The 12,564-nt window shown below is 42.0% G+C and carries 14 protein-coding genes; 11 read left to right on the forward strand and 3 right to left on the reverse strand.

Features of this window, described 5'->3' with window-relative positions; translation table 11 throughout:
• Positions 1–114: 114 nt before the first annotated feature.
• Positions 115–1,176 carry a glutamyl aminopeptidase gene (gene pepA, locus ACPC58_RS07625; RefSeq protein WP_434065689.1) on the reverse strand — a complete coding sequence of 354 codons (1,062 nt, stop codon included), beginning with the start codon at positions 1,174–1,176 and terminating at the stop codon, positions 115–117.
• A 212-nt stretch (positions 1,177–1,388) separates the two neighbouring features.
• On the opposite strand from pepA, the gene ACPC58_RS07630 reads away from it, so the two are divergent.
• Genes ACPC58_RS07630 through ytpR form a run of 4 tightly spaced genes read left to right on the forward strand, consistent with a single transcriptional unit; the run spans position 1,389 to position 3,632 of the window.
• Positions 1,389–1,673 carry a DUF4651 domain-containing protein gene (locus tag ACPC58_RS07630; RefSeq protein ID WP_171989715.1) on the forward strand — a complete coding sequence of 95 codons (285 nt, stop codon included), beginning with the start codon at positions 1,389–1,391 and terminating at the stop codon, positions 1,671–1,673.
• Entirely contained in the window at positions 1,670–1,990 is a 321-nt protein-coding gene (locus ACPC58_RS07635; RefSeq protein WP_217374323.1) for a thioredoxin family protein, read from the forward strand. The genes ACPC58_RS07630 and ACPC58_RS07635 overlap by 4 nt, the downstream gene beginning before the upstream one ends.
• Before the next feature lie 43 nt (positions 1,991–2,033).
• Positions 2,034–2,990, forward strand: coding sequence for a DUF1002 domain-containing protein (locus tag ACPC58_RS07640; protein ID WP_434065690.1), 957 nt, complete (start codon positions 2,034–2,036; stop codon positions 2,988–2,990).
• 18 nt (positions 2,991–3,008) lie between these two features.
• Positions 3,009–3,632, forward strand: coding sequence for a YtpR family tRNA-binding protein (gene ytpR / locus ACPC58_RS07645; RefSeq protein WP_434065691.1), 624 nt, complete (start codon positions 3,009–3,011; stop codon positions 3,630–3,632).
• A 33-nt stretch (positions 3,633–3,665) separates the two neighbouring features.
• On the opposite strand, the gene ACPC58_RS07650 is transcribed toward ytpR, so the two are convergent.
• Both ACPC58_RS07650 and ACPC58_RS07655 read right to left on the reverse strand, forming a co-directional pair.
• Positions 3,666–4,040 carry a DUF2785 domain-containing protein gene (locus tag ACPC58_RS07650; RefSeq protein WP_434065702.1) on the reverse strand — a complete coding sequence of 125 codons (375 nt, stop codon included), beginning with the start codon at positions 4,038–4,040 and terminating at the stop codon, positions 3,666–3,668.
• 126 nt (positions 4,041–4,166) lie between these two features.
• On the reverse strand, positions 4,167–4,406 hold the full coding sequence (locus ACPC58_RS07655; RefSeq protein ID WP_434065692.1) for a hypothetical protein: 240 nt from the start codon (positions 4,404–4,406) through the stop codon (positions 4,167–4,169).
• 65 nt (positions 4,407–4,471) lie between these two features.
• Here ACPC58_RS07655 and ACPC58_RS07660 point away from each other — a divergent pair, with 65 nt between their 5' ends.
• The 7 genes from ACPC58_RS07660 (at position 4,472) to gap (ending at position 12,388) form a co-directional block, all read left to right on the forward strand.
• Positions 4,472–4,867 (forward strand): single-stranded DNA-binding protein, encoded by a 396-nt coding sequence (locus ACPC58_RS07660; protein ID WP_289647110.1) that lies wholly within the window; start codon positions 4,472–4,474, stop codon positions 4,865–4,867.
• Positions 4,868–5,436: 569 nt separating this feature from the next.
• Positions 5,437–5,718: a co-chaperone GroES gene (groES, locus tag ACPC58_RS07665; protein ID WP_217374319.1), complete on the forward strand. Its 282-nt coding sequence runs from the start codon at positions 5,437–5,439 to the stop codon at positions 5,716–5,718.
• A gap of 98 nt (positions 5,719–5,816) precedes the next feature.
• Positions 5,817–7,439 (forward strand): chaperonin GroEL, encoded by a 1,623-nt coding sequence (gene groL / locus ACPC58_RS07670; RefSeq protein WP_217374318.1) that lies wholly within the window; start codon positions 5,817–5,819, stop codon positions 7,437–7,439.
• A gap of 229 nt (positions 7,440–7,668) precedes the next feature.
• Positions 7,669–8,082, forward strand: coding sequence for a 30S ribosomal protein S12 (rpsL, locus tag ACPC58_RS07675; protein WP_002940030.1), 414 nt, complete (start codon positions 7,669–7,671; stop codon positions 8,080–8,082).
• Positions 8,083–8,098: 16 nt separating this feature from the next.
• Positions 8,099–8,569 carry a 30S ribosomal protein S7 gene (rpsG, locus tag ACPC58_RS07680; protein ID WP_105182784.1) on the forward strand — a complete coding sequence of 157 codons (471 nt, stop codon included), beginning with the start codon at positions 8,099–8,101 and terminating at the stop codon, positions 8,567–8,569.
• A gap of 500 nt (positions 8,570–9,069) precedes the next feature.
• Entirely contained in the window at positions 9,070–11,151 is a 2,082-nt protein-coding gene (fusA, locus tag ACPC58_RS07685) for an elongation factor G (RefSeq protein ID WP_434065693.1), read from the forward strand.
• A 226-nt stretch (positions 11,152–11,377) separates the two neighbouring features.
• On the forward strand, positions 11,378–12,388 hold the full coding sequence (gene gap, locus ACPC58_RS07690; RefSeq protein ID WP_277845161.1) for a type I glyceraldehyde-3-phosphate dehydrogenase: 1,011 nt from the start codon (positions 11,378–11,380) through the stop codon (positions 12,386–12,388).
• Positions 12,389–12,564: the final 176 nt, after the last annotated feature.

A 12,564-nucleotide genomic window follows, 5' to 3' on the forward strand; every position in this document is an offset into this window, starting at 1 on the left:
TTTTTTCTACACTAAAAAAGGCTCCATAATCTCTACAGTGGATTTACCCACTACAGAAATTATAGAGCCGAAAAAAGGCTTTGCCGGGCATTCTACCTAGCAAAGTCTTTTGTTTTAATAATTTTTAATCAAATCAACCGTTGAGCAATCTAGCTTTTTAACGATAGCTTGCAAGAAGGCTTGAGCCTCTAAGAAGTCATCCATGCTGTAGAGAGTTTGATGTGAGTGGATGTAGCGAGCGCAGACACCGATAGTTGTTGATGGAACACCATGATTTTTCAAGTGGGCTGCACCAGCATCTGTTCCACCTTTACCGCAGTAGTATTGGAATTTGACCCCTGCTTCTTCGGCAGTTGAGAGGAGGAAGTCTTTCATATTTTTTAACATGATGTGTCCAGGATCGTAGAAACGAAGCAGAGTACCGTCACCAATTTTTCCTTGGTCGCCATAAATATCTCCAGCTGGCGAGCAATCAACAGCAAGGAAAATATCTGGATTGAACTTGGTTGTAGAAGTATGAGCTCCACGTAGGCCAACCTCTTCTTGCACATTTGCCCCGGCAATCAACTGATTTGGCAAAGCTTGACCGGATAGGCTTTCTAGTAGTTCGGTCACCATAAGGACACCGAAGCGGTTGTCCCAAGCCTTAGAAATGACATTTTTTCCGTTGGCTGTTAGAATGGTTTCATTTTTGGGAATGAGAACATCCCCCGGACGAACGCCGAACCCCCAAGCTTCGTCATAATTGGCAAAACCAGCATCGAAAATAACATCAGCTATGGCAGGCACGCCTGGAGCGTTGCCGCCGCGTGTTAGATGTGGAGGGATGGAACCTGAAATGGCAGGAATGGTCCGACCGTCCTGTAGTTGAAGCGTAAAGGCTTGACTTGAAACGACCAAAGGGTTCCAGCCACCTAGCTCGACAACACGGAAAGTACCGTCTGGCTTGATTTGGCTAATCATAAAGCCGACTTCATCCATATGTGCAGCCACTAAGATGCGAGGAGCATTTTCAACAGTCGTATCCTTGATGCCAAAAATTCCACCTAGTCCATCTGTTTCGATGCGGTCTACATGCGGTGTGATTTTCTGACGGATATGGTTGCGAACCTGTCCTTCAAAGCCTGGTAAGCTTTGTAATTCTGTAACTTCTTTAATTTTTTCAAAAAGAGTCATTGTTCTTCCTCCATGACATGATTACTACTATTTTATCACGAAGAGATAGACTTGTCTTGAAAATATGGAAAAATATACAATAAACACATGATGAAATCATGCTTTCTGAAAACTGAATCTTTTTCATATGTTTGAGGAGAGTTTGTCTCAGCTGTCACAAGTTCAATGGCATTTTTGGGAAAATTCCGAGGAAATATGATAAAATAGTCAACATGAAAAAGAAAAAGACAGCCTTGCTAGCAGGCTTATTGGGGGCAGGTGTGCTCACTGCTAGTGCTCAATTTTACCGTAAGGTTCAGGAAGACCGTAAAAAAGCACAGGCCTTGCAGGAGGTGCGTGACTTTTTCGCTATTGTAGGAGAAATTGCGACGGTCTATGTGGATGAAACAGCCTCAACGCAAGACTCTCTCGTTGGAGGAGTTGTGATGGAGGCAGGACAGGTATTTCTATTTGAAAATGCGCAAGGTTCTATTCAATACAGGGAGGAAGAAAGATGATTTTTCCAACAAATCTTGAAGAAGTAGCTGCCTTGATTGAAGATGGCAAGCCAACTGTTTTTCTATTTGTGACGACTTGGTGTGGAGATTGCCACTATATCAAACCGCATTTGCCAGCTATCGAAGAGGCTTTTCCAGATTTCCGTTTTGTACAACTGGATCGAGATGACTTTATGTCTTTGGCGCAGGAATGGGCTATTTTAGGCATTCCAAGTCTGGTTGTTTTGAAAAATGGTAAGGAAATCGGTCGTTTTGTCGATAAGAATCGCAAGACCAAGGAAGAAATCATGAACTTCTTATCTGGATTGGGTAGATAGATTAGCAGAGAAGCTCTGCAATGTCCAAAAGAAAGGAAAGAACATGAAGAAATCACTTGGAAAAATCCTTCTAGCACCTGTGGTGCTGGGATTGAGTTTGAGTCTTGCTCCCTTGGTGCAGGCTGAGATTCAAACAGATGTAATAAATGAAAAATGGGGCAAGCCAACACTGGTCTATGGTGGCGGTTTGTCAGATGAGCAGGCGACAGAGGTTAACAATCTATTTGGTATTTCGGATGTCAATAATGTTAGTCGTCAGGTGGTTGTTGGCACGGATATGGATCAATATTTAGGTACATTTGGAGCAGATACAGCTTCCCTCTATTCATCTGTCTTGGTGCAAAAGCAGGATGCTGGAAAAGGGGTAGTGGTGGATATTAAGACTCCACAGAACATCACCTTGATTACCGAAACACAGTATGCCAATGCGGCTATTACAGCTGGTGCGTCGGATGTCTTGATTGATGTAGCTTCTCCGATTCAGGTAACGGGGGAGTCTGCCCTGACAGGTGTTTACAAGGCTCTCGCGGCCAATGGTGAAACAGTTGATACAGCCCGAACCGAAGTAGCTCAACAGGAGCTAGAGACAGTCAATGAAGTGGCGACGGCTCATACAGGTGACTCCAATTTTGATAGTTCAGCCTTGGATAAGGCGGTAGCGGAAATCAAGACAGCTCTTGCCGACTACAAAAAGTCCAATGGTCAGGTAGCGTCCGAATCAGATATCAATACTATTATTAACGATGTCTTGGCCAATAACGGTTTGGAAAATGTCATCACAGCAGATGAAGTTTCAAAATTGGTTACCTTTGCGAAAGCCTATCAGGAAACCTCTGCCATTGATTCGGCTGAAGTTGCCGCTCAGCTCAACCAGTTCAAGCAACAGGCGGAGCAACAAATTTCAGAAGCCTATAAGAATCTACAAGATTCAGGGATTTTAGAAAAAATCGGTGCCTTTTTTGAAAATCTTTGGAAAGGCTTGATTGGTCTATTTGCATAAAGGAGAAATGAAAAAGAAATGATTTTTACATATAATAAGGAACACGTTGGCGATGTTCTGATGGTGATTGTGGCTGAGGACAAGGGGCAGGCTGTCCAGTTTGAACGCAAGGGTCAAGTGGCGCGTGTTTTCTTAGAAGAAACAGGAAAAACAGTAGCTTGGAATTTCTTTGATGTATCGAGCTTGATTGAGATCGCCGGAAATGGGCAAGTTTTCCTGACAGACGAGCAAGTTGCGACCTTGAATGTAGCATTGTCAAAAGAAGGCTTTACTGAAAGCTTGATCAACGACAATGCTCCAAAGTTCGTAGTCGGTCAGATTGTGGAATTGGTTCCTCATCCAGACAGCGACCACCTCAATATCTGTCAGGTCAATATTGGTGACAGAACAGTGCAAATCGTAGCTGGTGCGCCAAATGCTGCCCAAGGCTTGAAAACCATTGTGGCTCTTCCGGGGGCAATGATGCCGAACGGTAGCCTGATTTTCCCAGGGAAATTGCGTGGTGAGGATAGCTTTGGTATGATGTGTAGCCCACGTGAATTGGCACTACCAAACGCACCACAAGTGCGTGGCATTATCGAATTGGACGACTCTGCAGAAGTCGGAGCAGCCTTTGAACCAGCTAAACACTGGAAGGGATAGAAAAGAAGAATTGGTCAATTTTGGCCAATTCTTTTATGCTGGTTCAATTTTTCCTTCAATAGCCTGTTCGATTTCTTCGGTCAATGCTTGGTGTGACCTGAGTTGGAAGTAAAGACTAGACAGAAAATGTTGGAGATTGAGCCGTCGGAAGTAGTCTACTGGTTCTTGATTTGGAAAGTCTAGCTTGCTAATCCATTCCGTCAGCTCTTGGCTTGACACTTTTTCCTTTAGCAGGAGGTAGACAGGGATTTGTGCTAAGCGAATTTCCTCTCCAGCTGTGAAGGTTTGATTTTGTTTAGATAGACAAATAAGAATGGCTTGCAATGTCTCTTTGCTTTTTGGGACAGGAAATTTGGTGTGATAGCTTGCGGCCAACAAGAAATCAGCACCATGTGCAGCGGTGTGGATCCAGCCGGGTTTTCATCATAACCAGACCAGTCATTTTCAATCGCCAAATAATCCAAGGCCTGTTGAAAAAGTAGTTCGAGGTCCTCATCATTTAAAAAAGCATGATAAATAGACTCAGAATCATTGTCAACAGATTAGTGTGGACGCTTCTAGGGAAAATGGCTTGGTGTCCAGTGAACGTTGAAGTAATTCTTGTGCTTGTTCCCTTGTAATCAAACTGTTTAGCAAGATATGACAAATGGTAGCGTAGACCAATTTGTCACGAATATCAGAATCGGGATGACCGATGTTTTCTAGCAACCAAGCTAGTTCCTGATTTGTATAAGGTTGGGTAGATTGGAGCTTTGAGGCAAGGATATTTTTCATACATATTTCTCCTTTTTCATCATTTTATCATCTTTCCTACGAATAAATAAGTAGGAGGATAAAAAATGTATAATAAAATCATTGCAATCGGTCGCTTGACGGCCCAACCGGAACTGACTCAAACGCCAAATGGCAAAAATCTGACTCGTGTCACAATTGCTGTGAACCGCCGTTTCAAGACAGAAAATGGCGAACGTGAGGCAGATTTTCTCAATGTTATTTTCTGGGGAAAACTGGCGGAAACACTTGTCTCCTATGGCAGCAAGGGCAGTCTGATTTCTATTGACGGTGAGTTGCGAACGCGAAAATACGAAAAAGACGGCAGCAACCACCATGTGACCGAAATCTTAGGTCAATCTTTCCAGCTACTCGAAAGCCGCGCCCAACGTGCTATGCGTGAAAATAATGCGAATGATAATTTGGCGGATGTGATTTTGGAAGAGGAAGAATTGCCGTTTTGATGTCATATCAGTCCCAAGACCGATGGAGCGTATTGAAAAATAGGCTATACTTTAGTCAATCCTAAATATTTTTCATATCTCCTTAAAGACACCAATGAAAGTTGGTGTTTTTTGCTGTTCATTTTCTATATTTCCACCATTCTATCAGCATGATAATTAGAGAAAGTAGGATAACTCCGTAGAAGAAAAAGATGATGTAGTGAGGGTGGCTAAAGAAAAATATCCAGACTAGCCAGAGTAGATATGCGAATATTATTTTGCCCCAAAAGCCTAATTTTCGTTTTAAAAACCATTCTGCAAAACTTTCGTAGGCTGAAAATCGGCTTTCTAGGTAATCTGTTTTTAAAAGTCGAAAATAGTTCATTACAGTCCTGCCTTCACTTCTTTTAGACAATAGTATAGCATATGTTCGCAAAAATAAAAATGCAAATTATTTTTATCAGACTTAGGACGGATTTTCACGAAAAAAAGATAGAATTTTATTGACTATTATTGACCAAGTGATATAATAAGAAATGTGAGTTAGCACTCACACGTATAGAATGCTAAAAATATTAGGAGGTAGTAGTATGTTAAAACCATTGGGCGATCGTATCGTTGTAAAAATTGAAGAAAAAGAACAAACTGTTGGTGGCTTTGTCCTAGCAGGCGCAAGCCAAGAAAAGACAAAAGAAGCAAGTGTACTAGCGATTGGACAAGGAAGTCGTACCTTGAATGGTGACTTGGTTGCCCCAGCGGTAGCAGTTGGAGATACTGTTTTGATTGATGCTCATGCAGGCTTGGAAGTCAAAGACGGTGACCAGACCGTTCACATCATTCGTGAAGCTGATGTTTTAGCAATCGTTGAATAAGAAACTACTAACAGAAAAAGATTTGAACCCGCTTGTGAAATTGTAAGAAATGTGAAATAGGATTTTTTATTGATTTAGGCGGGGAGGGAGGTATAATTATGTCAAAAGAAATTAAATTTGCAGCAGATGCTCGTGAGAGAATGGTTCGTGGTGTCGATATTTTGGCTGATACGGTCAAAGTAACCTTAGGACCAAAAGGTCGCAATGTTGTCTTGGAAAAAGCTTATGGATCACCACTCATTACAAACGACGGTGTGACAATTGCCAAAGAAATTGAGCTGGAAGACCATTTTGAAAATATGGGTGCTAAGTTGGTATCCGAAGTGGCTTCAAAAACCAATGACATCGCTGGTGACGGTACAACAACTGCTACTGTTTTAACACAAGCGATTGTTCGCGAAGGCTTGAAAAACGTGACTGCAGGTGCCAACCCAATCGGTATCCGTCGCGGGATTGAAGCAGCAGTTGCAACAGCAGTTGAGGCTCTGAAAGCTCAGGCCAATCCAGTTTCAAATAAAGAAGAAATTGCTCAAGTCGCAGCCGTGTCTTCACGTTCTGAAAAAGTTGGTGAGTACATTTCAGAAGCTATGGAGCGCGTAGGAACAGATGGTGTTATTACCATTGAAGAATCTCGCGGTATGGAAACAGAATTGGATGTCGTTGAAGGTATGCAATTCGACCGTGGTTATCTGTCACAATATATGGTAACAGATAATGAAAAGATGGTGGCTGAACTTGAAAATCCATTCATCTTGATTACCGATAAGAAAATTTCTCATATTAAAGATATTTTGCCACTTTTGGAAAGCATTCTCCAAACCAATCGTCCACTGTTGATTATTGCTGACGATGTGGACGGGGAAGCCTTACCAACACTTGTACTCAACAAGATTCGTGGAACTTTCAACGTAGTTGCTGTTAAGGCGCCAGGATTTGGTGACCGTCGTAAAGCTATGTTGGAAGATATTGCTATCTTGACAGGCGGTACAGTGATTACAGAAGACCTTGGTTTGGACTTGAAAGATGCGACGATCGAGGCACTTGGTCAAGCAGCTAAAGTTGTGGTCAATAAAGATAATACAACCATTGTTGAAGGTGCTGGAAATCCAGAAGCAATTGCCAACCGTGTCGCTGTTATCAAGTCACAAATTGAGGTAACCACTTCAGAATTTGACCGTGAAAAATTGCAAGAGCGCTTGGCTAAATTGTCAGGTGGTGTCGCTGTCATCAAAGTTGGTGCTGCTACTGAGACTGAGCTGAAAGAAATGAAACTCCGTATCGAAGACGCCCTCAACGCAACACGTGCCGCAGTTGAAGAAGGAATCGTAGCCGGTGGTGGTACAGCTCTTGTCAATGTTATCGATAGTGTAGCGAAATTGGAGTTGACAGGCGACGATGAAACAGGACGTAATATTGTCCTTCGTGCCTTGGAAGAACCAGTTCGTCAGATTGCCTATAACGCAGGTTATGAAGGTTCAGTTATCATTGACAAGTTGAAGAATTCTGAACTTGGCACTGGTTTTAACGCAGCGACAGGCGAATGGGTCAACATGATGGATGCAGGTATTATTGATCCTGTTAAAGTAACACGTTCAGCTCTTCAAAATGCAGCTTCCGTAGCCAGCTTGATTTTGACGACAGAAGCAGTGGTTGCCAATAAACCAGAACCAGACACTCGAGCTATGCCACAAGGTATGGATGGAATGGGGATGGGCTATTAAGTAATAGTAAAATGACACAGCTGATTGGCTGTGTTTTTTTTGAAATTTTCAAACATATCTATTTGACAATGGGTTTGGGATGTGGTACTATATTAGACGGTACTTTTTACTTTTGGTCTCTCAAGAGTGTACAGGGACGTGCTGACAAATGTTGCAAAAGTACACACAGATAGGGGTTGTCACCAATGCCCTATCACCAAAAATAAAAAATATATACAGGAGAATGTAGATGCCTACAATTAACCAGTTGGTACGTAAACCACGTAAGTCTAAAGTAGAAAAATCTAAATCACCAGCTTTGAACGTTGGTTACAACAGCCGTAAAAAAGTTCAAACAAACGTTTCATCACCACAAAAACGCGGTGTTGCAACTCGTGTCGGAACAATGACACCTAAAAAACCTAACTCAGCCCTTCGTAAATTTGCTCGTGTACGTTTGAGCAACCTTATCGAGGTTACTGCTTACATCCCAGGCATCGGTCACAACTTGCAAGAACACAGTGTGGTTCTTCTTCGTGGTGGACGTGTAAAAGACCTTCCAGGGGTACGTTACCATATCGTTCGTGGTGCGCTTGATACTGCTGGTGTAAACGATCGTAAGCAAGGCCGTTCTAAATACGGTACTAAACGTCCAAAAGGTTAAGAAGGGGGAAATATAAATGAGTCGTAAAAATCAAGCGCCTAAGCGCGAAGTATTGCCAGATCCATTGTATAACTCAAAATTGGTAACTCGTTTGATTAACCGTGTTATGTTGGACGGTAAACGTGGTACTGCTGCATCAATCGTTTATGGTGCCTTTGATCAAATCAAAGAAGCAACTGGCAATGATGCACTTGAAGTATTTGAAACAGCAATGGAAAACATCATGCCTGTACTTGAAGTACGTGCACGTCGTGTCGGTGGTTCTAACTACCAAGTCCCAGTTGAAGTTCGTCCGGAGCGTCGTACAACACTTGGTCTTCGTTGGTTGGTAACAATCGCTCGTAACCGTGGTGAGCACACTATGATCGATCGCCTTGCGAAAGAAATCATGGATGCAGCAAACAACACTGGTGCATCTGTTAAGAAACGTGAAGATACTCACAAAATGGCAGAAGCAAACCGCGCATTCGCACACTTCCGCTGGTAAGATAGGATATTTTAGCGTTAAGCAAATGCTAGCCAAAATAGGAAAACCGACGAAGAAACTTCAGTTTCTAGGAGATTTTACACCTAAAGGTAGCCACACTTGTAGTTGGCTAAAGCCAAAACGATTGTGTCTCTTTTTGTTAGACATTTGTAGCTAAAATTCAACTAATATAGGATGTGAGGACGTTAAGAAAATTCAAGGAACAATAGGAAATCAGACGATGCACCTTAAGGTCCAAGGAAGATTTATCTTTTTTCCAGAATTTTTAGTCCGAACTCAACTAATTAAGATACGAGGACGTTAAGTCAGTTCTACATAAATCAATTGTGATTGTGATTATGGTACCAACTTTTCGTTCAATCATCACAAATCGGATTGAGGCTTGCCTCAGCCATTTAACACCATTAGTAAGAAATTAAGCGGGTGGGATTTACCCACCCGCTTTTCTTAAAATATGGTATAATCAAAATAGAATTATAAAATATAGGAGAACAAACCTCATGGCACGCGAATTTTCATTGGAAAAAACTCGTAATATCGGTATCATGGCGCACGTTGACGCGGGTAAAACGACGACAACTGAGCGTATTCTTTACTACACTGGTAAAATCCACAAAATTGGTGAAACTCACGAAGGTGCATCACAAATGGACTGGATGGAGCAAGAGCAAGAACGTGGTATAACTATCACATCTGCTGCAACAACAGCTCAATGGAAAAACCACCGTGTAAACATCATCGACACACCAGGACACGTGGACTTCACAATCGAAGTACAACGTTCACTTCGCGTTCTTGATGGTGCGGTAACCGTTCTTGACTCACAATCAGGTGTTGAGCCACAAACTGAAACAGTATGGCGTCAAGCAACTGAATATGGTGTTCCACGTATCGTATTTGCGAACAAAATGGATAAAATCGGTGCGGACTTCCTTTACTCAGTAAGCACACTTCATGAGCGTCTTCAAGCAAATGCTCACCCAATCCAATTGCCAATCGGTTCTGAAGATGAGTTCCGTGGTATCATTGACTTGATCAAGATGAAAGCTGAAATCTATACTAACGACCTTGGTACAGATATTCTTGAAGAAGATATTCCAGCTGAATACCTTGAGCAAGCTGAAGAATACCGTGAAAAATTGATTGAAGCAGTTGCTGAAACTGACGAAGAATTAACGATGAAATACCTTGAAGGTGAAGAAATTACAAACGAAGAATTGAAAGCTGCTATCCGTAAAGCAACTATCAACGTTGAATTCTTCCCAGTATTGTGTGGTTCAGCTTTCAAAAACAAAGGCGTTCAGTTGATGCTTGATGCGGTTATCGACTACCTTCCAAGCCCACTTGACATCCCTGCTATTAAAGGTGTTAACCCAGATACAGATGCTGAAGAAGAACGTCATGCATCAGATGAAGAGCCATTTGCAGCTCTTGCTTTCAAGATCATGACTGACCCATTCGTAGGTCGTTTGACATTCTTCCGTGTATACTCAGGTGTTCTTAACAGCGGTTCATACGTATTGAACACTTCTAAAGGTAAACGTGAGCGTATCGGACGTATCCTTCAAATGCACGCAAACAGCCGTCAAGAGATTGAAACTGTTTATGCAGGTGACATCGCCGCTGCGGTTGGTTTGAAAGATACTACAACTGGTGACTCATTGACAGATGAAAAAGCAAAAATCATCCTTGAGTCAATCCACGTTCCAGAACCAGTTATCCAATTGATGGTTGAGCCTAAATCTAAAGCTGATCAAGACAAGATGGGTATTGCCCTTTCTAAATTGGCTGAAGAAGATCCAACATTCCGCGTTGAAACAAACGTTGAAACTGGTGAAACAGTTATCTCTGGTATGGGTGAGTTGCACTTGGATGTCCTTGTTGACCGTATGCGTCGTGAATTCAAGGTTGAAGCAAACGTAGGTGCTCCTCAAGTATCATACCGTGAAACATTCCGCGCTCCTACACGAGCTCGTGGTTTCTTCAAACGCCAGTCTGGTGGTAAAGGTCAATTCGGTGACGTTTGGATCGAATTCACACCAAACGAAGAAGGTAAAGGTTTCGAGTTCGAGAACGCTATCGTCGGTGGTGTGGTTCCACGTGAATTCATCCCAGCGGTTGAAAAAGGTCTCGTAGAATCTATGGCTAACGGTGTTCTTGCTGGTTACCCAATTGTTGACGTTAAAGCTAAGCTTTACGATGGTTCATACCACGATGTCGACTCATCTGAAACAGCCTTCAAAGTGGCAGCATCTCTTGCCCTTAAAGAAGCGGCTAAATCAGCTCAACCAACTATTCTCGAGCCAATGATGCTTGTAACAATCACTGCACCTGAAGAAAACCTAGGTGACGTTATGGGTCACGTTACTGCACGTCGTGGTCGCGTCGATGGTATGGAAGCTCGTGGTAACACACAAATCGTTCGTGCTTATGTACCACTTGCTGAAATGTTTGGTTACGCAACTGTTCTTCGTTCAGCAACACAAGGTCGCGGTACGTTCATGATGGTATTTGACCACTACGAAGATGTACCAAAATCTGTACAAGATGAAATTATTAAGAAAAACGGCCGCAATGCATAATTGCTAACCCAGGCAGCTTCGGCTGCCTTTTTCATTTTTTCATTAAAATTTTCATAAATAGCTTGCAAGACAGAGGTGGCAAATACTTGCAATTTTCGTCAAATAGTTATATAATAATCACGTTGAAAACTTTCTTGTAAGTCTACAAGTTACAATTTTCACAATAGGATTAAAAGGCTTGCCTTTTAAAAAATATAACTCGATTTTCATAAGGAGGAAATCATAAATGGTAGTTAAAGTTGGTATTAACGGTTTTGGTCGTATTGGCCGTCTTGCATTCCGTCGTATCCAAAATGTTGAAGGTGTTGAAGTTACGCGTATCAATGACCTTACAGACCCAACTATGCTTGCACACTTGTTGAAATATGACACAACTCAAGGTCGTTTCGACGGTACTGTTGAAGTTAAAGATGGTGGTTTTGAAGTTAACGGCAAATTCGTTAAAGTTTCTGCTGAACGCGAACCAGCTAACATTGACTGGGCTGCTGATGGTGTAGAAATCGTTCTTGAAGCTACTGGTTTCTTTGCTTCTAAAGAAAAAGCTGAACAACACATCCACGAAAATGGTGCGAAAAAAGTTGTTATCACTGCTCCTGGTGGTAACGATGTTAAAACAATCGTTTTCAACACTAACCATGACATTCTTGATGGTACTGAAACAGTTATCTCAGGTGCTTCATGTACTACAAACTGTTTGGCTCCAATGGCTAAAGCACTTCAAGATAACTTCGGTATTGTTGAAGGTTTGATGACAACTATCCACGCTTACACTGGTGACCAAATGATCCTTGACGGTCCACACCGTGGTGGTGACCTTCGTCGTGCTCGTGCTGGTGCTGCTAACATCGTTCCTAACTCAACTGGTGCTGCTAAAGCTATCGGCTTGGTAATCCCAGAATTGAACGGTAAATTGGACGGTGCTGCACAACGCGTACCTACTCCAACAGGTTCTGTAACTGAATTGGTTGCTGTTCTTGAGAAAAATGTAACTGTTGACGAAGTAAATGCTGCTATGAAAGCTGCTTCTAACGAATCATATGGTTACACTGAAGATCAAATCGTTTCTTCAGATATCGTAGGTATCTCATTCGGTTCATTGTTTGACGCAACTCAAACTAAAGTTCTTGATGTAGATGGTAAACAATTGGTTAAAGTTGTTTCTTGGTACGATAACGAAATGTCTTACACTTCACAACTTGTTCGTACTCTTGAGTACTTCGCAAAAATCGCTAAATAATCCTTAGTGAAAATCAAAGAGGCTTCGGCCTCTTTTTTTGCGATTCCATTTCTGAAAATCCAATTTTCGAATGAGACGTGATATACTTATCATATAGTTAGCAGTTGAATCTTGGAAAAGATTCGCTGTAATATACTTTTGAGGTATACGAAATGCATACAATAAGGATGAGTAGA

The organism is Streptococcus sp. VTCC 12905, from assembly GCF_049893385.1.
Classification (GTDB): Bacteria; Bacillota; Bacilli; order Lactobacillales; family Streptococcaceae; genus Streptococcus; species Streptococcus suis_AA.